Source organism: Saccharothrix sp. AJ9571, from assembly GCF_021725495.1.
GTDB classification, from domain to species: Bacteria; Actinomycetota; Actinomycetes; order Mycobacteriales; family Pseudonocardiaceae; genus Amycolatopsis; species Amycolatopsis magusensis.
This window is the reverse complement of the sequence record NZ_CP091382.1, coordinates 1113582-1139286: the sequence shown is the minus strand read 5'-3', so window position 1 is coordinate 1139286 and position 25705 is coordinate 1113582. Positions and strand designations below refer to the sequence as shown.

At 69.4% G+C, this 25705-nt stretch carries 22 protein-coding genes; 17 read left to right on the top strand and 5 right to left on the bottom strand.

Going from position 1 to position 25705, the window contains the following annotated elements; translation table 11 throughout:
- Window positions 1–3 precede the first annotated feature (3 nt).
- From L3Q67_RS04405 to L3Q67_RS04375, 7 genes are all read left to right on the top strand, one after another.
- Entirely contained in the window at window positions 4–597 is a 594-nt protein-coding gene (locus L3Q67_RS04405) for a hypothetical protein (protein WP_499188316.1), read from the top strand.
- Window positions 598–599: 2 nt separating this feature from the next.
- The gene (locus tag L3Q67_RS04400; protein WP_499188315.1) at window positions 600–1193 is read left to right on the top strand and encodes a DUF6239 family natural product biosynthesis protein; all 594 of its coding nucleotides are present in this window, start codon (window positions 600–602) and stop codon (window positions 1191–1193) included.
- 34 nt (window positions 1194–1227) lie between these two features.
- Complete coding sequence (locus L3Q67_RS04395) at window positions 1228–2265, top strand: carboxymuconolactone decarboxylase family protein (RefSeq protein WP_499188314.1); 1038 nt, start codon at window positions 1228–1230, stop codon at window positions 2263–2265.
- A 187-nt stretch (window positions 2266–2452) separates the two neighbouring features.
- Window positions 2453–3247 carry a TIGR03084 family metal-binding protein gene (locus tag L3Q67_RS04390; protein WP_499188313.1) on the top strand — a complete coding sequence of 265 codons (795 nt, stop codon included), beginning with the start codon at window positions 2453–2455 and terminating at the stop codon, window positions 3245–3247.
- Window positions 3244–4062, top strand: a complete 819-nt coding sequence (locus L3Q67_RS04385; protein ID WP_499188312.1) for an SAM-dependent methyltransferase — start codon at window positions 3244–3246, stop codon at window positions 4060–4062. Before L3Q67_RS04390 ends, L3Q67_RS04385 begins: the two co-directional genes overlap by 4 nt.
- Before the next feature lie 31 nt (window positions 4063–4093).
- Window positions 4094–5644: a class I SAM-dependent methyltransferase gene (locus tag L3Q67_RS04380; RefSeq protein WP_499188311.1), complete on the top strand. Its 1551-nt coding sequence runs from the start codon at window positions 4094–4096 to the stop codon at window positions 5642–5644.
- Window positions 5644–7035 carry an FAD-binding oxidoreductase gene (locus L3Q67_RS04375; RefSeq protein ID WP_499188310.1) on the top strand — a complete coding sequence of 464 codons (1392 nt, stop codon included), beginning with the start codon at window positions 5644–5646 and terminating at the stop codon, window positions 7033–7035. Before L3Q67_RS04380 ends, L3Q67_RS04375 begins: the two co-directional genes overlap by 1 nt.
- 717 nt (window positions 7036–7752) lie before the next feature.
- Here the strand turns inward: L3Q67_RS04375 and L3Q67_RS04370 are convergent.
- Window positions 7753–8178: an enediyne antibiotic chromoprotein gene (locus tag L3Q67_RS04370; protein WP_499188309.1), complete on the bottom strand. Its 426-nt coding sequence runs from the start codon at window positions 8176–8178 to the stop codon at window positions 7753–7755.
- Between the two features lie 159 nt (window positions 8179–8337).
- Window positions 8338–9948 (bottom strand): MFS transporter, encoded by a 1611-nt coding sequence (locus tag L3Q67_RS04365; protein ID WP_499188308.1) that lies wholly within the window; start codon window positions 9946–9948, stop codon window positions 8338–8340.
- Window positions 9949–10371: 423 nt separating this feature from the next.
- On the opposite strand from L3Q67_RS04365, the gene L3Q67_RS04360 reads away from it, so the two are divergent.
- Genes L3Q67_RS04360 through L3Q67_RS04315 form a run of 10 tightly spaced genes read left to right on the top strand, consistent with a single transcriptional unit; the run spans window position 10372 to window position 21367 of the window.
- Window positions 10372–11421: a 2-methylaconitate cis-trans isomerase PrpF family protein gene (locus L3Q67_RS04360; protein WP_499188307.1), complete on the top strand. Its 1050-nt coding sequence runs from the start codon at window positions 10372–10374 to the stop codon at window positions 11419–11421.
- The gene (locus L3Q67_RS04355; RefSeq protein ID WP_499188306.1) at window positions 11397–12524 is read left to right on the top strand and encodes an acyl-CoA dehydrogenase family protein; all 1128 of its coding nucleotides are present in this window, start codon (window positions 11397–11399) and stop codon (window positions 12522–12524) included. Before L3Q67_RS04360 ends, L3Q67_RS04355 begins: the two co-directional genes overlap by 25 nt.
- A complete protein-coding gene (locus tag L3Q67_RS04350) occupies window positions 12512–13870 on the top strand; it encodes a dihydroorotase (protein ID WP_499188305.1) in 1359 nt (452 codons plus the stop codon). The genes L3Q67_RS04355 and L3Q67_RS04350 overlap by 13 nt, the downstream gene beginning before the upstream one ends.
- On the top strand, window positions 13870–15150 hold the full coding sequence (locus L3Q67_RS04345) for an MFS transporter (RefSeq protein WP_499188304.1): 1281 nt from the start codon (window positions 13870–13872) through the stop codon (window positions 15148–15150). The genes L3Q67_RS04350 and L3Q67_RS04345 overlap by 1 nt, the downstream gene beginning before the upstream one ends.
- A 12-nt stretch (window positions 15151–15162) precedes the next feature.
- Window positions 15163–16407: an ATP-grasp domain-containing protein gene (locus L3Q67_RS04340; RefSeq protein WP_499188303.1), complete on the top strand. Its 1245-nt coding sequence runs from the start codon at window positions 15163–15165 to the stop codon at window positions 16405–16407.
- Window positions 16404–17225, top strand: coding sequence for an ATP-grasp domain-containing protein (locus tag L3Q67_RS04335; protein ID WP_499188302.1), 822 nt, complete (start codon window positions 16404–16406; stop codon window positions 17223–17225). The genes L3Q67_RS04340 and L3Q67_RS04335 overlap by 4 nt, the downstream gene beginning before the upstream one ends.
- Window positions 17222–18478 carry an ATP-grasp domain-containing protein gene (locus L3Q67_RS04330; RefSeq protein ID WP_499188301.1) on the top strand — a complete coding sequence of 419 codons (1257 nt, stop codon included), beginning with the start codon at window positions 17222–17224 and terminating at the stop codon, window positions 18476–18478. Before L3Q67_RS04335 ends, L3Q67_RS04330 begins: the two co-directional genes overlap by 4 nt.
- Entirely contained in the window at window positions 18471–19655 is a 1185-nt protein-coding gene (locus L3Q67_RS04325) for an FAD-dependent monooxygenase (RefSeq protein WP_499188300.1), read from the top strand. Before L3Q67_RS04330 ends, L3Q67_RS04325 begins: the two co-directional genes overlap by 8 nt.
- Window positions 19655–20629 carry a PLP-dependent cysteine synthase family protein gene (locus tag L3Q67_RS04320; protein ID WP_499188299.1) on the top strand — a complete coding sequence of 325 codons (975 nt, stop codon included), beginning with the start codon at window positions 19655–19657 and terminating at the stop codon, window positions 20627–20629. The genes L3Q67_RS04325 and L3Q67_RS04320 overlap by 1 nt, the downstream gene beginning before the upstream one ends.
- 15 nt (window positions 20630–20644) lie before the next feature.
- On the top strand, window positions 20645–21367 hold the full coding sequence (locus tag L3Q67_RS04315) for a class I SAM-dependent methyltransferase (RefSeq protein ID WP_209664523.1): 723 nt from the start codon (window positions 20645–20647) through the stop codon (window positions 21365–21367).
- Between the two features lie 481 nt (window positions 21368–21848).
- Here L3Q67_RS04315 and L3Q67_RS04310 read toward each other — a convergent pair whose 3' ends face one another.
- The 3 genes from L3Q67_RS04310 to L3Q67_RS04300 all read right to left on the bottom strand — a co-directional run bounded on the left by L3Q67_RS04310 (window position 21849) and on the right by L3Q67_RS04300 (window position 25427).
- Window positions 21849–23048, bottom strand: a complete 1200-nt coding sequence (locus L3Q67_RS04310) for an acyltransferase family protein (protein WP_499188298.1) — start codon at window positions 23046–23048, stop codon at window positions 21849–21851.
- A gap of 247 nt (window positions 23049–23295) precedes the next feature.
- The gene (locus tag L3Q67_RS04305) at window positions 23296–24738 is read right to left on the bottom strand and encodes a type 2 periplasmic-binding domain-containing protein (RefSeq protein WP_499188297.1); all 1443 of its coding nucleotides are present in this window, start codon (window positions 24736–24738) and stop codon (window positions 23296–23298) included.
- A 227-nt stretch (window positions 24739–24965) separates the two neighbouring features.
- A complete protein-coding gene (locus L3Q67_RS04300) occupies window positions 24966–25427 on the bottom strand; it encodes an SRPBCC family protein (protein WP_209664526.1) in 462 nt (153 codons plus the stop codon).
- Between the last annotated feature and the right edge of the window lie 278 nt (window positions 25428–25705).

The window sequence follows — 25705 nt, the reverse complement described above, 5'->3', positions numbered from 1 at the left end:
CGAATGGTGGAAACACAGCGGGTGGGTGGCTGGAAGGCGTTCAGCGAGAAGCTGAACACCGATTGGCACAAGGCGGCGTTGCTGGTCTACACGGTAGTGGTGCTGGCGCACTGGGCCGAGCACATCGCCCAGGCCATCCAGATCTACGTGCTGGATTGGACGGTTCCGGAAGCCAGGGGCGTGCTCGGTATGCCATTTCCCTGGTTGGTCACCTCCGAATGGATGCACTACGGTTACGCCATCCTGATGATGGTGGGCTTCATCATCCTGCGCCACGGTTTCGTCGGCCGGGCGAAGACGTGGTGGAAGGTCGCCATGTGGATCCAGATCTGGCACCACTTCGAGCACCTGCTCCTGCTGCTGCAGGCGCTCACCGGGGCGAACCTGATGGGTGCGGCGAAGCCGAGCAGCATCGTGCAGCTGCTGATCCCGCGGGTGGAGCTGCACCTGTTCTACAACACCATCGTCTTCATCCCGATGGTGATCGCGATGGTCTACCACCTGCGGCCCAGCGCCGAGGAGCGGGCGATGATGCGCTGCGCCTGCGCCCTGCGGCACACCGAACCGGCGACGAAGGCCAAGGCCGGGGTGGCCTGACGATGACCAGGGTGACGCAGGGTCCACACGACCACGTGATCACCTTCGGCGTCACCACCGGCACGCTCTGGCTGCAGGTGCTGCTGGTCGCCGCCGCGCTCACGGTCGCCGCCTGCGCGCTGGTCCGCCCGTTCTTCACCGAACAGGAGCGGGCCGCGCGCGAGGCGGTGGCCTGGGCGGCGGCGGTGGCCGGCGTGCTCACCCTGTTGCTCACCGAAGGCCTCGACCTGCCGAAGCAGTTCGCCGTGCTGTTCCTCGCCGGGCTCGGCGTGCCGCTGTTCCTGGCGCGTCACCCCGACCACGGCACGGCGCCACTGCGGGTGCTGCACCACCTCACGCCGTGGGTGCTGCTCGCCGCGGCGGCCGGCGCGAGCGTCGAGTTCGCTCGAGCCTGGCTCGGGGCGGGCCCGGACCGCGCTGGAGTGCTGCTCAACACCGGGCTCGTGATCGCGATGGTCGGGCTGTCCTGGTTCGCCGTCTGGCGCCCGGCGCCCGGCCGGGCCAGGGCGCTGGTCAACGGCGTGGGCTGGGCGCTGGCCAGCGTCGTGGTCGCGGGTACCGCACACGTCGCCACCTTGACCGTGGCCGCCGGATAGCGCCTCGGCGGCCCGCCGAAACGAAGGGGTCGCCATGACACCGACACCGGTCCGGCTCGCGCTGCGCCGCACGCTCAAGCAGGTTCGCCACGTGCGACCGGTCCACCCGCGTGCGGCGACCGGGCTGGTGCGGGCGGTGTACCGGCAGGTCGAGCGGGACTTCGGCATGCTCGCCCCGCCGACCGCCCTGCACTCACCGTCACCGGAAGTGCTCGCCGCGGCCTGGACGATCCTGCGCGAGTCGCTGATCGCCGGCGGCCGGGCGAGCCGGGCCGCGAAGGAAGCCGTGGCATCGGCGGTCTCGGTGCGCAACGCCTGCCCGTACTGCGTCGAAGTGCACGGCGCCACAATGGACGGTCTTGTGTCCACAGAGGACGCTGCCGCGATCACCGGAGACCACATCGGGTCGGTTTCCGATCCGGAGATCCGGGCGGTGGCCGCTTGGGCACGCGGGGACGACTCGGTGGAGCTGCCCGCCGAGCAGGCGGCCGAGCTGCTCGCGGTGGCGTTCACCTTCGAATACCTCAACCGCATGGTGCACGTCTTCCTCGGGCCGTCGCCGCTGCCGCCGGAAGTGCCGGAGAGCGCGGCGAAGTTCGTGCGCGGCATGCTCGGGAAGTTCCTGCGGCCCGGCACGCCCCCGGCGCCGGGGGCGGCACTGGAATTGCTGCCGCCCGGGGGAAACGCGCCGGAATGGGCGGACGGAGTACTCGCTGACGCATTCGGGCGCGCGGCTCAGGCATTCGAAGCAGCCGGTGAACGCGCGCTTTCGCGCACCGTTCGAGAACTGGTCGAGAATCGGCTGCGCGACTGGGCCGGTGAGCCGATGGGACTCAGTCGCGCCTGGGTGGAGCCGCTGGTGGCAGAGCTGCCCGAGCCTGATAAGGCGTCCGCCCGCCTCGCCCTGCTCGTCGCGTTTTCGGCTTTCCAGGTCGACGAATCCATGGTGAACGCAGTTGATAGCGACGACGCGGCGATCGTGGAAATCACCTCCTGGGCTGCTTTTTCCGCGGCCCGCCGCGCGGTGGAACTGCGGCTGGTGAAGGCGGGAAAGGAGAAGACCCCCCGCTGATCCGGCCGCCATACTCGAAGGTGTCAGATCGCTCGCCCGGTCCAAGCGAGACCGCCACACCACTTCGACGACGGTTCGGCTTGTGCGAAGGCGTCCTCCGCGATCTGCGCCCCCCCGGCGAACGCCGTGCACCCCGCGCGGGTGCACGGCGCGCGTCATGTCCACATGCGACAGAGAGGACGGACGGGTGAAGGACTTCCAGCAGGTGATCGCCGATCTGACCGCCGAGGCTGCAGCGTTCGACGGGCTGGTGGCGGAGCTCGCCGAAGCCGACTGGGCCAAGGCCACCCCGGCCCCGGGCTGGAGCGTCAAGCACCAGGTCGGGCACCTGGCGTTCATCTTCAAGATCGCCGGACTGGCCGCCGCCGAGCCCGCCGTGTTCAACGCGATCACCTCCAAGATCGGGCCCGGCGGCTTCGAAGCCGCGGTGAACGGCGCCCTCGAGGAGTACATCCACGACCCCGCCGAGTCGGTGCTCACCCGCTGGCGGGCCGAGCGCGACACCGGCATCAAGGCGCTCGCCGCGGTCCCCGCCGACCAGGTGGTCCCGTGGCTGGTCAACCCGCTGCCGCCGGCCGTGCTGGCCTGCGCTGGCATGATGGAGCTGTTCGGCCACGGCCAGGACATCGCCGACGCGCTCGGCGTCACGCGGGAGAAGACCGACCGCGTCGCGAACCTCGTCGGCTTCGCCGTGCGCACCTGGAACTTCGGTTACCAGGCGCGGAACCTGCCCGAGCCCGACGTCCAGTTCCGCTTCGAGCTGACCTCGCCGTCCGGTGCCCAGTGGGCGTTCGGCCCGGCCGAGTCCGAAGAGCGGATCACCGGCGACGCGTGGGACTTCTGCCTGCTGGTCACCCGCCGCCGTCACCCCGACGACCTGGACCTGACCGCCACCGGTGCCGAGGCCGGCCGCTGGCTGGACCTCGCCCAGGCCTACCGCGGCCCGGCGGGGGAGGGTCGACGGCCCGGGCAGTTCTCATGAGTTCCGGGGCCGAGGAGATCGGCAGGCACTACGACGAGCGCTCGCCGATCGGCGACGAACTGCGCGACGGCCAGATCCACATGTGGTACTGGTTCGACCGCCACGACGACGCCACGCTGCCCGAGGCCGTGCACCGGATGAGCCGCAAGGTCACCGACACCCTGGGCCTGCGCCCCGGCGAGCACCTGCTCGACGCGGGCTGCGGCCCCGGTGAGACCGCGGTCTACCTGGCCGGTGAGTTCGGCATCCGGGTCACCGGGATCACGCTCAGCGCGTACGAGATCGCGCAGGGCGGCAAGCGGGCCGAGGCGGCGGGCGTGGCCGACCGCGCCTGGTTCGAGTACGGCGACTTCACCGCACTGTCCTATCCGGACAACTCGTTCGACGCGGTGCTGGCGCTGGAATCCCTGCAGAACGCGCCCGACCTGGCGACCGTGCTCGCCGAGTTCTACCGGGTCCTGCGCCCCGGCGGGCGCCTGACCTTCTCCGACTTCAGCCTGGAGTCCGATCACGACCCCGCGCGGGTGGCCAAGTTCGTCGAGACGCTGAAACTGGGCGCACTGCCGACCCTGCCCGAGTGGCTCGACCTCACGCGAGCCGCCGGGTTCGTGGTGGAGGAGTACACCCAGTGCGGGCCGCGGGCGTTCGGCATGAAGACGAAGTACCTGGAGACCGCGATGCGCAGCCGGGACGAGATCACCGCCAAGTTCGGCGAGTCGGCGGTCGGCGAGTTCTCCCGCAACCACCTGGGTTTCTTCGCGCCGCGCAAGGACCAGATCGGGTACGTGATCGTCTCCGCCCGCAAGCCAGGCTGAGCAACAGATTCCCTCGAAAGGACGCGCTGAAATGACTGACGCCGCAACGGACTCGACCATCGCCGAACTGGTGAAGGCGTTCGCCAGCGCCCGGCCCGAGCAGCTCCAGGCCGAGTTCGAGAACCTGGCCGGTGCCGTGTGGCGCGAGGGCGTCCTGACCGAGCTGGCGCTGCCCGCCGCGCCGGTGCTGGTCGACGTGCTCGACCAGGTCACCGAAGACCACCAGGGCCGCCTCGTGGTGCTGCTCGGCCTGCTCGCCGAGGCCGAATACCCCGAGCTGGGCCCGGTCAACCAGGCGGTGCGCGCGGGGCTGGACCAGTACCTGGCGCTGGTCGCGCGCGAGTCGAACACGCAGGCCTTCACCCTCGCGCTGCTCTACCTGCTCTCGCACTTCCCCGCCGACCGCGAGCGCATCCTCGGTGCGGTGGCGGGTATCGGCCTCGGGCCGGAGGAGCAGACGCGGCTGGAGCGCGCGCTCGCCTCGCTCGACCTGGCGAAGCCGGACCTCGGCCGGGTGTGGCCCGCGCCGTCGATCTGGGCGCTCAACGCCTCCGAGCAGGACTTCGACCAGAGCTGGATCAACGACCTGTCCACCGAGCAGATCACCACGAACTGGGAGAACGACACCAAGACGGTGTTCGGCTTCTCCGGCGCCAAGGCGTACTGGTCGGTGCTGAACGGTGACCCGGTGCAGGTGGCGCAGAACCCGCCGTCGCGCTCGGACTCGGACGAGGACATCGACTCGAGCACCTCGGGCCTGTTCGGCGCGCACGTCGAGGCGTTCCGCTGCGCGAACTGCTCGGGTGCGCTGGAGATCCGCGACGAGGTCGTCCGCTGCCCCGAGTGCGCCACCTCGTACCCGGTCGCCGGTGGCGTGCTCGACCTGACCGCCGGCATCGCCGAGACGATCAGCACCGGCAACGACGAGGACACCGCGGACCTGCTGCAGAAGCTGGCCGAGATGCCGACCATGGGGCTGTACTACGAATCCGTGCTGCGCCCGGCCTACCTGCAGATCGCCGGGTCGAACTGGGGCGGCGCGATCACCCCGTCCGACGAGGACGCCTACATCGCCACGCACATCGAGCCGGTCGACGGCCCGGTGCTCGACCTGGCGGCCGGCGCGGGCCGCTGGACCACGGTGGTCTCCGACACCGTCGGCCCGGACCGCCTGCTCGCGCTCGACATGGGCCTGCCGATGCTCAGCGTGCTGCGCAGCCGCCTGCCCGAGGTGCCCGCGGTGCAGGGCAGCGCGCTCGACCTGCCGTTCGCCGACTCCAGCTTCGGCGCGGTGAACATGTGGAACGCGCTGCAGGCCTTCCCCGACGACGCGGAGACCGCGATCCTCGAGGTCGGCCGGGTGCTGCGCCCGGGTGGCACGTTCACCTGCATGACGTTCCTGTTCGGCCAGGACCCGATCTACCGGCACTTCCAGAAGTCGCACTTCTTCCCCAGCCGTCCCGCCGGGCACCTGCTGTTCGAGCTCGAGGACATCGAGGCGTGGCTGGAGCGGGCCGGGCTGCGGATCGTCGAGCTGTCCGGGCCGGAGACGTTCGTCTTCTTCACCGCCGAGCGGATCTGATGGCCGTCCGGTTGCCGGGGCAGCCCGGGTACGACGCGGCGACGGCGGTCTTCAACCTGACGGCTCCGCCCGCCCCGGCAGCGGCCGTCGTCGTGTCCACTGTGGACGAAATTCGCGCGGCGCTGGAGTATGCGCGGTCGTTCCGGTTGGGCGTGCGCGTGCACACGACCGGGCATGCTTCGCCGACTCAGCGGCCGATGTCTTCTGCGCTGTTGCTCAAGGTGCGTCCTTCGGGTCCGGTTGAGGTCGACGCTTCGCGGCGGGTGGCTCGGGTGCCCGCGGGGACCTTGTGGGGTGCGGTCGCTGAGGCTGCCGCGCCTTTCGGTTTGGCTGCCCCGCATGGTTCGTCCGGGACCGTCGGCGTGGTCGGGTATCTGCTGCGTGGCGGGATGAGCTACTACGGGCGTCAGCTCGGCGTGGCGACGAACCTGGTGCGCGCGGTCGAGCTGGTCACTGCGGACGGCTCGCTGGTGCGGGCTTCTGCTGCGGAGAACCCGGAGCTGTTCTGGGCGATCCGCGGCGGGGGCGGCGGATTCGGTGTGGTCACTTCGATCGAAGTGGAACTGTTCCCCGCGGCGAAGGTGATCACGGGCTCGGCCTTCTGGGCTGGTGAGCACGCGCCGGAGCTGTTGCGGGAGTGGCTGCGCTGGTCGGAGAACGCCCCCTGGGAGGCGACGACTTCGCTGCAGATCATGAACTTGCCTGACCTGCCGGAGATCCCCGAAGTGCTGCGATCGGGCCCGGTGTTGAGTGTGGACGGTGCCGTGCTGGCGGTGACCGAGGACGGCGTGCCGGTGGCGCAGGCCCAGGCGGACGAACTGCTGGGGCGCCTGCGTTCGGTGGCCGAGCCGGTGATGGACAGCTGGGCGCTGACCAAGCCGTCGGCGGTGCTCGAGGCGCACATGGACCCGGAAGACCCGGTGCCGATCGCCGGGGATCACCTGCTGCTGACGGACCTGGACGAGGCTGGGGCCTCGGAGTTCCTGCGCGTGGTGGGGCCGGACTCGGGTTCGCCGTTCATCAGCGCGGGAATGCGGCAGCTGGGCGGGGCGTACTCGGTGGCCGATCCGGGCGGTGGGGCGCTTTCTTCGTTCGCTGGTCGCTTCGCGTATTCGGGGGCTGGGCTGGTGGTCGACGACTCGTCGGCGGCGGCTGTGGAGGAGCACTGTTCGGTGGTGCGGTCGGCGCTGGCTCCTTGGGACTCGGGGTGGACTGTGCCCAGTTTCGTGGAGAACTGGCGGCAGCCGCAGCGGCATCTCTCGGATTCTTCGGTGGGGCGGGTGGACGCTGTTCGGGCGTTGGTGGATCCGGACGGGGTTTTCGCGGGGGATGTTTCGCCTGGGGCTTCTGCTGCGGTGGAGGGGGAGGCTGGGGGCACCCCGGTTTCTTAGTGTGACTACGGCGAAGGCCTCGATGTCAAGGCGGGAAAGATGCCTTGACATCGAGGCCTTCGCCGTGTTTTGGGCTTGGGACCGGGGATGGGGAGAGCTGGGGTTTCTGGTGCTCGCGTTTGGCGCCCGGGTGCTTTTTGATGTCGCTGGGGGCTTGGCGAGTCCCGTTGCTGGGCGCCGGTTTCTGGGGACCTGGCTGGGTTCGCATGCTCGGTCTTGTGGCGGGCTTTTGTCGTTGGCTGCCGGTTCTCTGGGTTCTTTTGATGGCGCTTGGGGCTTGGGGCTCGTGGCGGGCTTCCGTCGCTGGGCGTCGGTTTCTGGGGGCCTGGCTGGGGTTCGCATGCTCAGTTTGTGGCTGGGTGCCGGTTGCTCGTTGCCGGGGCGATTCCCGTTGCCGGGCGCCGGTTCGCTGTGTTCCCTGATGGCCGGCCTCGTGGCGGGCTTCCGTCGCTGGGCGCCGGGTGGGTCGTGGGGGTGCCGTGAATGTGGCTTTCACGGCGTAATCGGCCGTGAATGTGGCTTTCACGGCATGGGGGCGGGGGCGCGGAGCGCGAGTGTGAGGGTTGGGACATCGCCGGTGTCACGAATGTGGCTTTCGGGGCGTTGGATGTCTCGAAAGCCACATTCGTGACAGGGGGCGGCCCGGGAGTGACACGAATGTGGCTTTGGGGGCCGAATCCGCTCCCAAAGCCACATTCGTGTCGTGTGCCCGGCGAGTTAGCCGAAGGTGACGGGGGTGTTGGCGCCGGCGCTGGCGTCCGCGTTGTAGACGCCGATGATGCAGGTGATGGCGCCGCAGTCGACCGGGGTGGTGGTGCCGCTGCCGAGGGTGCCGGTGAACGACTTTCGCACGGTGAGCGGGGCGGTCGCGGCGCCGGTGCCGTCGGTGGTGACGGGGGCGACTCCGGTGGCGTCGCAGGCGAAATCACTGCCGATGACGCCGCACAGGCCGATGAAGTGTGCTTCGTTCGCGGCCAGGCCGGTCGCCGAGACGGTCACCGTCGCGCCGTCGGTCAGTGCCGAGGCCGGGGTCACCGTGACGGTGGCCGCGGCGGTGGCGCCCGCCTGCGAAACGAGGGTGAGACCGGCGGCCAGCGCGAAAGCGGCGGCGGTCTTGGCGATCAGTTTGGTCCCGTTCTGCACAGTCGACTCCGTTTCGTGAATGGGTGGTTATCCACCAACGAAGTTATCGGCTACCGGGCAAAGGGGTCCACCAAAACAGTTGATCTTGGCAAGATAGAAGAAAGCGACCCCCGTCCAGGCCCGGACTGCCTGGACGGGGGTCGCTCTCGGGGAATTGCCTCAGCCGGCCGGAACGGCGGCTTCGTCCTTCGTCTCGTCCGGAGTTTCGGCACCCTCCGGGGCCTCACCGCCGTCACCGGCGCCCGTGGGTGGGGCGTGGCGCAGCACGGTGGCGGCGACGATGGCCAGCAGGAGCGCCATCGAGGCACTGACCGTCACGGTGACGCTCAGGCTGTTGCTGAAGGCCGTGCGCGCCACCGCGAGCAGACCCTCACCGGCGGAACCGGCGATCGACTGGGCAGCCGCGGCGGCACCGGCGATGCTTTCGCGAGCCGACTCGGCCGCCTCGGCGGGCACCCCGGCGGGGATGGCCACGTCGGTCATTTCGCCGCGGTAGACCGCGGTGCCGATGACGCCCATGGTGGCCACGCCCATCGCGATGCCGAACTCACCACCGGTCTCCGAAAGCGACGACGCCGAGCCCATTTTCTCCATCGGGACCGAGGAGAACACCAGCCCGGTGCCGAGCGAACCCAGCGGGCCCGCGCCGGCCGCGGACAGGACCAGGCCGGCCACCACGATCGCCAGGCCACCGGGGCCGTCGACGAAGGTGATCAGCACATAACCCGCGGCGACCGCGACCAGACCGCCGGCGATGGCGAAGCCCGGGCGGATCTTGCGGGCGATCATCGGCGCCACCATCACGCTGACCACGGTGGTCGCCGCCGAGGGCAGCAGCCACAGCGCGGCCTGCAGCGGCGAAAGGCCCTCGACCGTCTGCAGGTAGAGGTTGATCAGCAGGTAGCTACCGCTCATGATGCCACCGGCGGTGGTGATGGCGATGGCCGCGGTGAACGTCTTGTTGTTGAACAACCGCAGGTCCAGCAACGGGTTCTCCAGCGAACGCTGGCGCTTGACGAACACCACGCCGAGAACCAGGCCGACCACGATGGCGCCGATGCTGACGACGCCGACATCGAGCTTGGCCAGCTCCTTGAGGCCGTAGATGACCGGCAGGATGGTGGCCAGCGACAGCGCGACGCTGACCAGGTCGAGCTTTCCGGCGTTCTCGTCGCGGTACTCCGGCAGCAGCGCCGGGCCGAAGATGACCAGTGCCAGCATCACCGGCACCGCGAGCAGGAACACCGAGCCCCACCAGAAGGCGTCGAGCAGCGCGCCACCGAAGACCGGGCCGAGCGCCATCCCGCCCATGAAGCAGGCCATCCAGACACCGATCGCGGTGCCCTGCTGCTTGGGGTCGGTGAACATGTTGCTGATCAGGGCCAGGGTCGACGGCATCAGGGTCGCACCGGCGATGCCCATCAGCGCCCGGCTCGCGATCAGCATCTCCGGGCTGACCGAGAAGGCGGCCAGCACCGAGGCGATGGCGAAGGCCACCCCGCCGATCATCAGCAGCCGCTTGCGACCGACCCGGTCACCCAGGGTTCCCATCGTCACCAGGAAACCGGCGATCAGGAAGCCGTAGATGTCGGTGATCCACAGCTGCTCGGTGCCGGTGGCGCCCAGGTCCGCGCTGAGGTGGGGTAGCGCGAGGTACAGCACGCTGAGGTCCAGCGACAGCAGCAGGGTGGGCAGTGCGAGCACTGCCAGCCCCAGCCATTCTCGCCGCCCGGCCCGCGCACCGGACCCGGCGTCGGCGGTCGTGTCCATAGAAATTCCCTCCGTAATGGTTTTGTCCGGGTCGTCGGGACAAATCAGTCACCTAACAGGATCGGCGTCAGCCGTAACGCTTCGCCAGTGTCCCGTTACCCAACTCGACGTGCGTTTCTCACATCACCGGGATGAAGGGTGCACACCGGGAGTGGAAGTCTTTTTGATCATCGCCGGAAATAGCCGGATCGGCAAGCAAGAAGGCGTGTCGGCATCCTCGCCAGGGAATTCGACGGGGTACTGCATTTCCTGACGCAGGCGGAAATCGAGCCGGGTGGTCTTCCCGCGCCGTCGACCTGATGGCGCGCACCGGATCCGCTCGAAGGTCGCTTGAGCCGGGTGGACAACCGCAGCGACGGAGAAGCCCCGCGTTGATCGCCCCAACAGAATGGGCAAGGTCCACAAGCCCGATGGAGGTGCGGCATGATCGGCCATCTCGCCTATGCCGTTGGCAGTCCCTGTCCGACCCTGGTGCTGGACGCGCGGCACCTGCCGCGGGACCGCGACGCGCTGCTGGCCGCGCTCGGCGACGCCCGGCGGTGGATGTCCGACGCCGGCGGTGACCACGTGCTCAAGGTGGCGCTGATCGAACCGTCCAAGCACCCGCTGTGCGATCTGGACTACCGGTTCATCCAGGCGCTCCCCGAGGACCACGGCAAGTTCGACCTGCTCGGTTCGTGCGGGCACTCGGTGCTCTCGGCGATCACCTCGGCCGCGGAGAGCGGCATGGTGCCGCGGCTGGTGCCCGGCCAGCGGGTGCGGGTCAACGTGCTGAACAACGGTGACTACCTCGCCTGCGAGGTGGACGAGGTGACCAAGGAGAGCACCCGGTTCACCATGCACTTCCTGCAGACCCCGCCGCGGCCGGTGTCGGCCATGCTGCTCGACGGCTCCCCGGTGACCACGCTCGAAGTGGACGGCACGCACGTCGACGTTTCGCTGGTGTCAGCAGGGAACCCGTACGTGTTCGTCGGCTCGAAGGGCGCCGGGGTGGAGAACGCGGACGAGCTGTTCGCCGACGACCCGGTGTTGTTCGACCGGCTCGGCCGCATCCGCGTGGCCGCGGCCGAGCACCTCGGCATGCCGACCGACAGCGTGTTCCCCAAGATCGCGGTGACCATCCCCGGTGAGGACGGCAAGCTCGTCGTCCGGGCCATTTCGGTGCCCTCGTGGCACCCGACGCTGGCCATGACCGGTACCGCCTGCCTCGGCGTGGCGGCCGGGATCGAGGGCTCCATCCCGTGGCAGGCCGCGCAGGAGGCGGGCTGCGGGGAGAACGTGATCAGCGTGGTCACCCCCGGTGGGGTGGTCGAGGTCTTCGCCGCCATGAGCATCCAGGACGACGAGCGGCACGTCGCCTGGATCACCGTCGGCGACAAGCGGGTCGACTTCCACGGCTCGTTCTTCATCGAACCGCTCGCCCACTTCCAATTCAAGGAGACGTCCGAATGCCTGTCGGAGTCAGCAGCATGACTGGCCTCGCTTCGACGCTGGAGATCTTCCGAGAGGCCGCGACGCGGTCCGACGACACCAACGTGCCCGACGACCAGGCGCTGAACGAACTGCGCAAGTCGGGCCTGCTCGCGACCGCCGTGCCCGCCACCTATGGCGGCAGCGGCGCGGACACCGTGGAGCTGAACGAACTCGTCTCGAAGGTCGCCGAAGTGAACCCCTCGATGGCGATCATCATGTTCCAGCACTTCGCCGTCTGCGCCCGGATCAACGAGTGGGGCACCCCGGAGCAGAAGGAGCTGTGGCTGCCCTCGATGGCCACCGGCGACACCCTCGGCGCCTCGGCGTGGAGTGAGACCGGGGCGGGCGCGGCGAAGAAGAACCTGGCGACCTCGGCCGAGCGGATCGAGGACGGTCGCTGGCTGCTCAACGGCGCCAAGTCCTTCACCACCGGCGCCGGGGTCGCCGACATCTACCTGGTGCTGGTCGGCACCTCGGCCGGTGCCGAGCAGGCGCAGGACACGAAGAACGTCTACGGCTCCGCCGGGCAGACGTTCTTCCTGGTGCGTAAGGAGAACGAGGGCCTGATCGCGAACCTCGGCCTGGAGCTGGCCGGCATGCGCGGCTCGGCCACCGGGTTCGTCTCGCTCCAGGACTGCGTGGTCTCCGACGACGACCGGCTCGGCCCGGTGGGGCACGCCCCGGCCATCATCGCCGGGGTCCGGCAGTCGGGTGCGACGCTCGGCGCGGTCTCCGTCGGGGTGGCCCAGGCGGCGATGGACGTGGCGCTCGCGCACTTCACCAAGACCGGCGCGCTGGAGGCACCGACCGTCCGGCACCGCGTGACCGAGCTGAGCGTGCAGGTCGAGGCGGCCCGCGCCATCGTCAACTTCGCCGGTACCCGCCGCGGGGAGGACCCGGGCGCGGTCACCCTGCGCAGCAAGCTGTTCGCCTCGGTCACCGCCGAGCACGTGTGCTTCGAGGTGGCCCGCATGCTCGGGTCCGCCGCGTACCTGGTCAACCACCAGCTGAACCGGCTGATCTCCGATGCCAGAGCGGTGGCGCTGATGGGCCCGACGAACGAACTCTGCCGAGAGCTGGTGTCCGCGTCATGGGTGAGCTGAAGTCCGACCTGGTCATCACCGGCGGCCGGGTGGTCACCCCGGACGGCGTGCGGGCCGCGAACGTGGTCGTCGACGGCGGCCGGATCACCGCGATCACCGACACCGCACCGGCTGCCGAGTCCATTGTGGACGCCAAGGGCGCGTACGTGCTGCCCGGCCTGATCGACACCCACGTGCACTTCCGCACACCCGGCCTGCTGCACAAGGAGGACTGGGCGCACGGCAGCCGCGCGGCCGTCGCGGGCGGCGTGACCACGGTGATGGACATGCCGAACACCATCCCGCCCACGCTCGACCCGGAAACCGTGGTGGCCAAGGCGGAACTGGTGCGGGGCAACTCGCTGGTGGACTTCCGCTTCCACATCGGCGCCGACCCGGAACGGCCGGAGGTGCTGGCCGGGCTCGACCCCGGGATCGCGGTGAGTGCCAAGGTGTTCATGGCCGGGCACCACACCGCGCCGACCGTGGTCCGCGACCCGGCCGCGCTGGAGAAGATCTTCGCCACCGCCGCCGGGAGCGACCTGCAACTGGTGCTGCACGCCGAGGACGACTCGCTGTTCGAACTGCTCGACCAGTGGCAGGGCCCGCCGGTTTCCTACGCCGAGTACGAGCAGCGCCGCCCGCGCAGCGGTGGCATCGCCGCCGTGGCCAGGGTGCTGGAGCTGGTGCGGCGCTACGGCACCAAGGCGCACATCCTGCACCTGTCCAGCCGCGAGGAGGCGGACCTGGTGTGCGCGGCCAAGGCCGCCGGGCTGCCCGTGACCTTCGAGGTGACCGGGCACCACCTGTCCTTCACCGACGCCGACACCTGCCGAGGTGGCGCGCGCACCCGGCTGTCGCCGTCGATCCGCGCCCAGGCCGACCAGGACCGGCTGTGGGCGGCCGTGCGCGCGGGCGAGGTGGGCAGCATCGGCAGCGACCACGCCCCGCACACGGTCGAGGAGAAGACCCGCTCGGTGGCCGACTCGCCGCCGGGGCTGCCGGGGGTCCAGGAGCTGGGCACCGCGGTGTGGACCGGCATGCGACGCCGGTTCGACGAGCCGGAAGACGTCTCGGCCGCCCGGCTCGCCGAGGTGCTCTCGGCCAAGCCCGCCGAACTGTTCCGCCTGGCGGGCAAGGGCCGCATCGAGCCGGGCGCGGACGCCGATTTCGCCCTCTTCGACCCGGCCGAGACCTGGATGCTCTCGGCTCACCACGTGTACGCCAAGTGCGGCTGGTCGGCTTACGAGGGCTGGACCATGTCGGGCCGGGTGCGCAAGACGATCCGGGGTGGGCAGGTGGTCTGGGACGCCGCCACCGGCACCTTCGGCGAACCCGACGGCCGCTGGCTGACAGGGAGGTTCTGATGTTCGAGGGCATGGACCGCAACATCAAGATCCGCATCGGGGTCGGCTTCGTCCAGCGGTTCCTGGACGTGATGCTGATCCCGCTGATGGTGATCTACTTCTCCCAGCTCTACGGCGCGGCCACGGCCGGTGCGCTCACCATGATCGCCGCCGCGGTGGCGATCGGCTGCACCTTCCTCGGCGGGCACCTGTCCGACGTCCGAGGCCGCCGCAGCACCCTGCTCATCGGCGAGGCGGGCAGCCTGGTCGCGTTCGTCGGCATGGCGCTGGCGAACTCGGCGTGGTGGGAGTCCGGGATCGCGGTCTACCTGTTCTACCTGGCCAACACCGGCCTGATCGCCATCGTGCGGCCCGCCAGCGACGCGATGGTCATCGACGCGTCCGACCCGGAGAACCGCAAAGCGGTCTACGCGGTCATCTACTGGTCCACCAACGTGGCCTTCGTGGTCGGCGCGCTGGTCGGTGCCTTCCTGTACAGCAGCCTCACCGAGCTGCTCTGGGCGGCGGCCGTGGCCACCGCGGTGGTCGCGGTGGTCACCTGGTTGTGGGTGACGGAGACCAAACCGGAGGGTTCGGGCCCGGCCGAGACGCAGCGGAACTGGCTGGGCTCGATGCTGCGCGGGTACGTGGACGTGCTCAAGGACCCCGTGTTCGCCAAGCTGATGCTCGGCATCCTGCTGTTCACCTGCGTGCAGGTCCAGCTCTCGTCCTACATCGCGGTCCGCCTGGCCGAGGAGTTCAGCCCGCAGCGGTTGTTCGACCTCGGGTTCTGGCAGCTCGACGTGGACGGCGTGAACATGTTCGGCATCCTGCGCTCGATCAGCTGCTTCCTGGTGGTGTGCCTGGCGCTGTACGCCCGCAAACTGCTCGCGAAGACCAGTGACGGCAGGCAGCAGACCGCCGGCACGCTGATGTTCACCGCCGGGTACATGGTGGTCGCGGTGTCCAACGACCCGTGGCTGCTGATCGCGGCGGCGGCGGTCTTCGCACTGGGCGAGATCGTCTGTTCGCCGTCGCGGCAGGCGCTGCTCGCCGATGTGGTGCACCCCGACGCGCGCAGCAAGTACATGGCGGTCTACCAGCTGCAGTTCCGCGTCGCGCTGGTGGTGGGCCCGTTGTTCATCACGCTGGGCACGCAGGTCTCGTCGGTGGTCATCAGCCTGCTCTACGCGGTCTTCGGCCTGTGCTCCCTCGTCCTCGTCCAGCTGGTGATCCGGGACCGCGACGCGGGCCGTGCGGCCGGCGTCCAGGCCCCGCTCGCCACCGCGGGCAAGAACTAAGGAGAGCGAACGGTGACCCCCGAGAACACGGTGCTGCTCGTCGGCGCCACGGTGAAGGTGCTGCAGGCGGCCAAGGCCCACGGGCTGTCGGTCATCCTGATCCAGCACAAGAACAAGTTCACCCCCGAGCAGGCGGAGCTGGCCGACGCGACGCTGATCGCCGACTACACCGACTGGGCCGCGGTCCGCCCGCAGGCCGAAGCGGCCTACGAGCGCTGGGGTTTCGCCACCGCGCTCAGCCTGACCGATCCGGCGCTGGACGTGACCGCGCGGATCAACGACCTGTTCGGCCTGCCCGGCACCAGCTACGCGGTTTGCCGGCTGTTTCAGGACAAGTTCCTGATGCGGCAGCGGCTGGCCGAGGCCGGGGCGGCTTCGGCCATCGGCGCGCGGTTGCTGGTGGACAAGGAGAGCCTGCCCGAGTTCGGCGCGGAGTTCGGCTACCCGTTCGTCGTCAAGCCGACCGACGCGGCCGCCAGTCTCGGTGTCTTCCGCGTCGGCACACCGTCCGATGTGGACCGGGTGTGGCGAGAACTGGAGGCGTTGCGCGGCAGCGGCTCGGGGCTTGGCTGCGGCGGCTTTTTCACCGTGACCGATGTGATCATGGAGGAGTACGTCGACGGGCCGGAGTTCAGCGTCGAGTCGTTCAGCTTCGGCGGGCGGCACGTGGTGGTGTCGGTGACCGAGAAGTCCACCGGAACCGGGCACTTCGCCGAACTCGGCCACACCGTGCCCGCGCGGATCGACCGGTTCCGCGAGAACCGGATCCTCGGTGCCACGCGGGAGTTCCTGGACGCGGTCGGGCTGACCGACGGGCCGAGCCACACCGAGATCAAATTCGGCAGCCGCGGTCCGGTGGTGATCGAGTCGCACAACCGGATCGGCGGCGACCGCATCGGCGACCTGGTCGAAGCGGTCTACGGCATCGACCTGGCGCACTACGCGGTCGGCTGGCCGTTCGGGCTGGTCGACGAGCTGCGCGACCGGCCGAAGGCGGTCGGTGGCGCAGCGGTGCGGTTCGTCGAAGCGACTGAAGGCACGGTCGTCTCGATCGACGGGCTCGGCGAACTGCGATCCCGGTCCGAGGTGATCGCCGCCGACGCGCTGGTCTCGGTGGGCGACGAGGTGCACGCGGTGCGGGACAACAACGACCGGCTCGCGCTGGTCGCGGCGACCGGCCCGACCGGCGACGCCGCGGTGAAGCTCTGCGAGGAACTGATCGAAAACACCCTGCGGATCCAGGTGGTGCCGAAATGACGATCGTGATCTTGGATGGATTCCCCGGTCCGCTGCCGCCCTACGCGGACTGGCTGCGGGACAGCGACAAGGAGTTGCTGCTGGTCACCGGCCGCACCCGCGACGAGATCGGCGACGGCTACCACCGCGTGGAGGTGGTCGACGGCTATGCAAACTCGGCCGCGGTCGACCGGCTGCTGCTGAACCTCGGGCAGCGCACCGAGCTGTCCGCGATCGTCGCGACCGAGACGCCGGACCTGGTGCGCAGCGGCGCGTTGCGCGACTACTTCGGCATCGCCGGGCAGAGCCGCGAAGACGCCGTGGTGCTCGCCGACCCGGTCGCCGTGCGCGAGCGGCTGGCCGCGGCCGGTGTGCCGGTGGTCGGCGCCTCGCCGGTGCTGCGGATCACCGACGTCTACGCGGCGGCCGCGAAGTTCGGCTACCCGGTGCGGATCCGCGAGCGCAAGATCCCCGGCAGCCCGACCGCCGCGGTGCTCAACGACGAGGCGGAGGTCCGCATCTACACCCAGGGCGGGCTCACCCCGGACCTGATCTCGGTGCCGAGCCTGTTCGCCGAGCCGTGGGTGGTCGGCGAGCGGCACCGAGTGGTCGCGCCGATCCCCGACGACTCGGGCGAGCGTGCGGAATTGCTGTCCATCGTGGAGGCCACGCTGGCCGCCCTGCCGGTGGTGCCCGGTCAGCCGTACGCGGTCGAGGTGGTGCACACCACCGACGGTCGCTGGCTGGTGGACGGGGTCGGCGCGGAGACGGCCGACGAGGACGAGCACCGGACGGCCGTCCGCGTGCAGGCCGGGCTTGAGACAGGAGTGAAGCGATGACCGTCCTTGTGCTGCACCACCGCAGCTCCCTCGCGGCCTGCCCGTACCCGCAGTGGCTGGCCGGGTACGACGGCGACGTGGTGCTGATCGCCTCGCGCGAGCACCTCGGCTGGGTGGGCGAGGACCTGCCCACCGGGGACGACCACGGCTACCGGCACATGGAGGCCATCGACGACTACGAGGTCGGCGGGGTGCTCGAGGAGCGCGTGCTCGAACTCGCGCGCAAGTACGACGTCAAGCACATCTTCACCTTCCAGGAGCACGACCTGGAGCGCGCGGCGCAGTTGCGTGAACTGCTCGGGCTGCCCGGCCAGACGCTGGAGAGCGCGGTCCCGTTCCGCAACAAGCTGGTGATGAAGGAGATCGCGGCGGCGGGCGGTATCGAGGTCGCGCCGCACGCGCCGGTGGAGTGCGCGGCGGACCTGCTCGTCTTCGCCGAGCGGCACGGGTTCCCGGTGGTGGTCAAGCCGCGTGACGGGGCCGGCTCGATCGGCGTCAAGGTGCTGAACGACGCCGCCGAACTGGACGCGTTCCTCGACGAGGACCTGGACATCTACGGCCCGCTGCAGTCGAACCTGATGGTGGAGGCGTTCGTCCCCGGCTCGATGGCCCACGTCGACGGGCTCGTGGTGAACGGCGAGGTGGTCTTCTCCTGGCCGTCGCAGTACCTGTTCCAGCTGGCCTCGTTCAAGGAGGAGCGCGGGGGACGGCACGACGTCACCATGGACCGCGACGACCCGCTGGCCCAGCGCATGATCGAGTTCGTCGACCGGGTGATCGAGGCGCTGCCCGCCCCGCCGAACTTCGTGTTCCACTGCGAGGTCTTCCGGACGCCCGACGACCGGCTGGTGCTGTGTGAGATCGCCGGGCGCACCGGTGGCGCGCAGACCCGCGCGGTGATCCAGACGCTGTTCGGTGTGGAGCTGAACGAGTGCTGGCTGCGGGCCGACGTCGGCCTGCCACTGCCGATCGAAACCGGCGGCGGGCGGTTGCAGCCCGCCAAGATGACCGGGCAGCTGGTGCTCGGCAAGCGGCCGGGCAAGGTGCTCGCGGTGCGCGGCGAGCCGCCGTTCGACTGGGTCGAGCGCCAGAAGGTCTTCGTCGAGGTCGGCGAGGTCATGCCGGTGCCGCGGTACTCGGCCGACTTCATGGCCGCGTACCTGGTCTCCGGGCCGGACCGGGCGACCGTGCAGCACCGGCTGAACGAGTTGGAGACGTGGTTCTTCGACGGGCTGGTGTTGGGTGATGCCTGAACTCAGACCCTCTTCGGGAGTCCGGGGGTCGTCTCCCGGGCGTGATTCGGTCGTGGTCGCCGGTGGGGGCATCGGCGGCCTGGCACTGAGCATCGGCCTGTCGCGGGCCGGGTTCGGCGTGACGGTGGTCGAACGGGCCGACCGGATCGCCGACGTCGGCGCCGGCCTGGTGCTCTACCCCAACGGGATCCGGGCGCTGGACACGATCAGCGCGCCGCTCGGCAAGGCCGTGCGCGCCGCCGGTCACGTGGCCGCGCCCGGCGACGTGCGCCCGCACCTGCGGTCCGACGGGGTGGTGCTGGCGTCGGACCCGATCGGTGACCTGGAGAACCGCTGGGGCACACCGCACGTGATGCTGTTGCGCTCGGCCCTGCAGAACGCGCTGCTGGACGAAGCGCTGGCGGTGGACGTCGATCTGCGCATCGGCCGGGAGGTCGTCGGGCACGAGGACGACGGCTCCTCGGTGTCGGTGTCCCTTTCGGACGGTTCGACGGTGACCGGTTCGGTACTGGTGGGCTCCGACGGGCTTCGGTCCGGGGTGCGTGAGCGGCTGCTGGGCCCGACGCCGATCCGGTACCGGGGGTACTCGTCGGTGCGCGGGCGGACCGCGGCGTCGCACAACTTCCCGGTCGGGGTCACGGCGGCCGGTCCCGGTATCGACCTCTTCGTCGGTGCCGTCGGTGGCGGGCTGCTCTACTGGACCGCGAAGATCGTGGCGCCGCAGGGTGTCTGGCCCGCGAAGACGCCTTCGGAAGCTTTGGGTGACCTGCTGGTCGAAATGGCCGGCTGGGATCCGGCGTTGCGCGAGCTGGTCGAGACGACCGAAACCGCGGCGGGTGTGGTGATGACCGACATCGTCGACCGCGACCCCGTTCCACAGTGGACCCAGGGCCAGGTGACCCTGCTCGGTGACGCCGTGCACCCGATGGCGCCGACACTGGGCCAGGGCGCGGGCATGGCGCTGGAGGACGCCGCCGTGCTGACCGCGTGCCTGGCGAACGACTCGCTCGCGGACTACGAGCGCCTCCGCGCGCCGCGTACCCGCGAGATCGTGCTGCTGTCCCGCCGCACCGGCGGCGTGGACTACGAACGCGCCGTGGAGTTTTCCACTTCGGACGACCAATTCGCCCGGCTTTTCGGCTGGCGGCCGAGTACCGATATCGAAGGAGTGCAGTGATGACCGATTCCAAGCTCGGGCCTGGCATCATTTCCGGGCTGGAGGACCTCGTCGGTGGCACGCCGATGCTGCGGCTGCGGCTGCCCGACGTGCCGGACCACGTGCGGTTGCTGGCGAAGGTGGAAATGCTCAACCCGCTGGCGAGCGTGAAGGACCGCGCCGCGCTGTGGATGCTGCGGGAGGCCGAGCGCACCGGCAAGCTGCCGCTGGAAGGCGGCGGCACCGTCGTGGAGGCGTCCTCGGGCAACACCGCGATCTCGCTGGCCGCGCTGGCCGCCATGCGCGGGCACCGGTGCGTGATCGTGCTGCCGGACAACGCCACCGAGGAACGCAAGGCGATCCTGCGTGCGTACGGCGCCGAACTGGTCCTCGCCGACCACACCCAGGGCCTGCCCGCGGCGATCGCCAAGGCGGCGGGCATCGCGAAGTCCATCCCCGGTTCGTGGCTGTGCGGCCAGGAAGCCAACCCGGTCAACGTGGAAGCCCACTACCGCACCACCGCGCCGGAGATCTGGGAAGCCACCGGCGGCGAGGTCGACGTGGTGGTGTGCGGGGTCGGGACCGGCGGCACGCTCACCGGGATCACCAAGTTCCTCAAGGAGCGCCGCAGCATCCACACCGTGGCGGTCGAGCCGACCGGTTCGCCGGTGCTCTCCGGCGGTGAGCGGGGCCCGCACAAGATCCCCGGCATGGGCGGCGGGTTCATCAACCCGGTCACCGACGTCGACTGCATCGACCAGGTGATCACCGTGGCCGACGAGGACGCCGCGGACTCGGCCAAGGAGCTGACCCGCTCGATGGGGTTGTTCGTCGGGGTTTCGTCCGGGGCCGCGGTGCACGCGGCCCGCGTGCTCGCCGCCAGCGACCGCTGGGCCGGGGCCACCATCGTCACCGTGCTGCCGGACAGCGGTGAGCGGTATCTGTCCATTTGGGAATCACTGGGGTCGCAGGCGCAGCAGGCCCGCGCCGCTTGATGTTGGGAGCGATGAATGAGTGAATCGACCACGCACTGGAACGACGTCGGCATCGACTACGACAAGGTGCTCAACACCGACGAGTCCAACGTCAAGCTGCTGGCCGCGGCCGTCGGCCTGCTGCCGCCGGACACCAAGGACCTGCTCGACATCGGCGCCGGCACCGGTCGGCTGACGTCGCTGGTCCGGGCGGCGCTGCCGGAGGCCACCATCCTCGGCGTCGACCCGGCGCCGACGATGGTGGAAGCCGCCGAGATCAAGTTCGCCGACGACCCGAAGGTCTCGTTCGCCGGTGGCCTGGTGGAGGACCTGTCGTTCATCCCGGACAACAGCTTCGACGCGGTGATCTCGAGCTTCGCCCTGCACCACCTGGAGCTGGACACGTACAAGCTGGCGGCCGCGGAGCTCTTCCGCGTGCTGCGCCCGGGCGGGCGCTTCGTCAACGCCGACCAGTTCTGCCGCGTTATGGGCCCGGCGGGCAGCCCGGAACGGGCGAAGGACGTGCTCGACCTGCTCACCGCGAAGGCGAAGCACTACTTGGAGCACGCGAGCTTCGAGCGGATGCTGCTGCAGATCGACCTGCTGCCGCGGTTCATGCGCGAGGACGGCGAGATCCTGACCACGCCGGAGTTCTGGACGGAGAAGCTGCTGAGCGCCGGGTTCGCGGAGGCGCACATCGTGGAGACTCCGCCGGCTGAGCTGCTGAATCGGGTGATTTGGGCGGTCAAGCCCTCGTAGTGGGGTTCTCCATCCCGGTTTTTTAGTGTGACTACGGCGAGGCCCTCTTTGTCAAGGCTGGGAAGATGCCTTGACAAAGAGGGCCTCGCCGTGTTTTTGGCTTGGGACCGGGATGGGGGAGGCCTGGCTGGCTCGTTGGCTCGGGTTTTGTGGCCGGGCGCCTGTTGGGTGAGGGGGTGGGGGTGTTGGGTGCCGTGAATGTGGCTTTCACGGCGGAATGTGCCGTGAAAGCCACATTCACGGCACAGCGGCGGGGGGCGATGACACGAATGTGGCTTTTGGGGCCGAATCCGCCCCCAAAGCCACATTCGTGACACGGGAAGAGGGGAGCCCTGGTGACCGGACACAGGGGCCCTTCCCCATCCCGGTCCATAGCCAAGAACGCGGCGAAGACCCCTTGTCAAGGCATCGTTCCCGCCTTGACAAGGGGTCTTCGCCGTCGTAACAATCAAAGACCGGGGTGGGTACCCGAATGAACCGGCTACCGCACCGAGGTCAGGCGGTCCGAACGGTCGAACGTAGCCACGCTCGCTTCCTTCGGCGCCTTCCCCAGTTTCTCCCGCAGGCGCATCGCGGGGCTTTCGATGAGGTAATAACTCAGCGTCGCCGCGACCAGGCTGCCGAAGAAGCAGATGCCCAGCAGTTCCCAGAAGCCGTCAGCGCCGAAGACGCCTTCGTTGTAGAAGTAGATGATCGCGATGTGCCACAGGTACAAGCCGTACGAGACCTTGCCCAGGTACAGCATGACCGGGTTCGTCAGCACCGCGTCGATCAGCTTCGACCGCGAGTTCGGCAGGGTCAGCGGGGCCACCGCCAGCAGGCCGAACGACAGGTACAGCACGTGCTCGATCAGGCCCTGCGCCATGCCGGGGTAGTTCGCGCTCCCGGGCTCACCGAAGGGCTGGAAGCAGGCGATGAGGTACACGGCCAGCGCCGCCACCCAAGCCGAGGCCGGCTTGCGGGCCAGGAAGCGGTACAGCCGCGGGGACTTCTCCGGCGCGATCTCCGCGGCGGCCGAGAGCGTGGCCAGTGCCATGCCGGCGGCGATGAAGCCCATCCACTTCAGCGGCCACTTGTCCTCGATCGGCCACATGCCGATCGAGTCGGTGAAGGTGTACGCCGCGAAGGCGAACCCGGCCACCGCGACCGCGGTCAGCACGAGCACGATCCGGCGGGCCTTGGCGGCCACGTCGGCGCCGCCGCGGGCCACCCGGTTCAGCGCCCAGGCCAGCACCGGCAGCAGGGCGTAGAAGGCGATCTCCGTCGCCAGGCTCCAGCTCTGCTCCAGGCCGAACAGGTACGCCTCGCTCTCGTACACCTGCAGCAGCAGGAACGGCCGCACCACGTGCCAGACGTTCTGGATGCCCTCGCTGTTGAACGCGATCAGCACCACCGCCAGCGTCACCCAGAACGCCGGCAGCGTCCGCAGGGCCCGGCGCCACAGGTACGGCTTGACCCCCGGCTTCTTCGTGCCCCCGAGCGCCGCCAGCACCCACGGGCGGTACAGCAGCACCCCGGACAGCACGAAGAAGATCGGCAGGCTCACGTGCAGCTGCTGCAGCAGGACCCCGGCGAAACCGTTGCCGGGCTGCTCCATCCCGGGGAAATCGGACAGGCTGACCTGCGCCGAGTACAGACCGACGTGGGTGAGGAGCACACCCAGCGCGGCCAGTCCGCGCATACCCTCCAGCTGCGGGAAAAATCTGCGCTTCGTAGAGCGGACCCGAGGACGTGGGTCCACCGCGCTCGTTGTCACCATAACGGCTCCCTCACGGATTAATCAGACTCGGACAGCTTCGGCCAAAAGGGTGGCCCGGGGCATCTCTCCGATTGCGGCCCGGAAACTGCACAACGGGGAAGAGCCGGAAATGGGAACGGCCCGGCACCGGCGGTGAACGCCGATACCGGGCCGGGGTACGGGAATGCCGTCAGCGGTTGAGCTTGACCACGTTCTCCAGGTCGGCCGCCGAATAGTCACGACCGGCCATCAGCGTGGTGAAGTACTCCACCTTGTGGCTGCTGTTCGGGCCGTCGGGGTCGCGCGGCCAGTCACCGAGCGCGTAGGCGTTGTAGGTGTCCAGCAGCGCCTGCGCCTCCTCGGTGGCCTGGGTGAACCGGGTGATCGGGTCGGCACCGCGGAGCACGTCACCCATCGCGCGGGTCATCACGTCCTGGTTGCCGGCGAAGTCGCCGAACACCGCGCCCTGCTGGGCCGGGACCGCGTCGGCGGGCACGCCGTCGGGGCGGACCGCCTTGGCCGGGAACCGGGTCACGTGGTCGCTGGCCACCCGGTGGTACGGGTGCTGCTCGAACCAGCCTTCCCGCTCCAGCAGGTCGAACGAGGCGTGGGTGACCGGGGCGAAGCTGTTCGCCTTGTGCCGGTCGGCGGCGTTGCGCGTGTTGTGCATGTACTGCAGGAAGGTCAGCGCGCCGTCCTGGGTGGCCTCGTCCAGGCCGCTGGTGAGCCACATGGACGTCCCGGCGATGGCGTTGCCCACGTACGGCAGCTGGTCGCTGAACGGGAACAGGCCGACCTCGATGCCGAAGCCGTTGTCCTTGGCCGCCTGCACCATGTAGTTGACGTCGTTGGACGAGGAGATCCGGATCGCCACGTCCTGCTCGGCGAAGGCCCGCAGGGTCTGGGCCCAGTCGGGGATGCCGCCGGTGTGCAGGTAGTGGCCGTCGCGGTGCAGCTCACGCCAGATCTCGGCCCACGCCAGCATTTCCTTCGACGCCAGCTCGGCCTCGGTGGCGCGCCCGGAGCGGCCGTTGTCGTTGTTCACCAGCAGCCCGCCCTGGGTGGCGATCGCCTGCTGGTAGAAGGTGCCGTGGTTGGACCAGGTGATGGCGTTCTTCGGCGCGCCCTTGGCGCGGGCGATCTGCTCGCAGACCGCGGTGACCTCGGCCCAGGTCTCCGGCAGCTCGGTGACGCCCGCCTTGTCCAGCAGGTCGGTGTTGGCGTAGAGCAGGCTCGTGGTGCACACCGACGGCATGGACATCAGGTCGCCGCCGACGGTGTAGTACTCGCGGAACGGCTTCATCAGGTCGCCGAGCACCACCGGCTCGCCGTTGATCTCCGAGCGCCCGTCCACCGCCTGCTCGACCGAGGTGAACAGCGGGCGGCCGTCGGCGTGGCGCAGGTCGCGGGCCACCTGGCCCATGTAGAAGTACAGCTCGGCCAGGGTGGGCGGGGTGCCGGCCGCCGCGGCGCGGGAGACCTCCTGCGGGAAGGTCCAGAAGTCCTTGCCCTGCACCCGGACCTCGTACTGCGGATACGCCCGCTCGAAGTCCTTGCCCAGCTGGAACCAGCGGTCCATCCAGCCCGGAAAAGTCAGATCGGGGACCCAGACGTCGATGACCACTTTACTCATTCGATCTCTCCTCCTGGATTTCCTGCGAGCACGCACGGCTTCCCGATCGTTTCCTCCCCCCACGATTTCGCACGGCCGTCCCCGGTCGCGTCTTCCCGATTGCGGCGCGCGGAAGGCGTGAAAAACACCGAAGCGGGGGCGGCGGAAAACAGGGGAATCCCCGTCTTCCGCCACCCCCGCCGGGTGGCGCAGTTCACCGCGTTCCTAGCGAACCGTCGGTACTACGTTCAGGACTTCTTGGTCAGGTACTCTTCCAGGGCGTCGAACCAGGAGACCCAGCCTTCCTTGGCCTGGGGCAGTTCCTCCTCGGGGAGGTAACCGGTCTGGCGGAAGCCCAGCTTGGTCTTGCCGTTGGACTCGGTGAAGGTCAGGGTGACGGCTTCCTCGTTCTCGCCGCGGGCCTGCTTCTCCTCGAACTCCGGGTCGTTCGGGTCGATGAGCGAGAAAACCAGTCGGGAGTTCTCTTCGACCTCGCTGTAGATCCCGTGGAAGGGGATTTCGGTGCCCTCGTAGTCGAGGGTGGCCTTCCAGCTGCCGCCGGGACGGACGTCCATCGAGATCGTCGGCAGCGGCGCCCCGAACCAGTGGGTGAAGTGCTCCGGTTCGGTCCAGGCCTTGAAGACCTGCTCGGGCTTGGCGTCGATGGTGCGGTTGATCTTGATCTCGCGGATCGTGCGCTCTTCGGTCATGGGGGTTCCTCTCTGGATGCGGTCCGGGCGGTGAACGCGGTCATGGCACGCCGGCCAGTTCGGACTCGGTGAGCGTGGGTACGTCATCTGTCCGTTATCGGATTCTGTCAGCGGCGCGGCCGGCGCGACCAGTGCCGCGTGCACCGATGCTCTATGTATTCCTCATACCGGGCGCGGTGGTTGTTCATCCTTGCTGTTCCAGGCGCCGCGGGGTGGCAGAGCGCAATCCGGGAGACGTGGTCGCGCGCGGGCGGATGTGACGGTAACCGGAGCCAGCC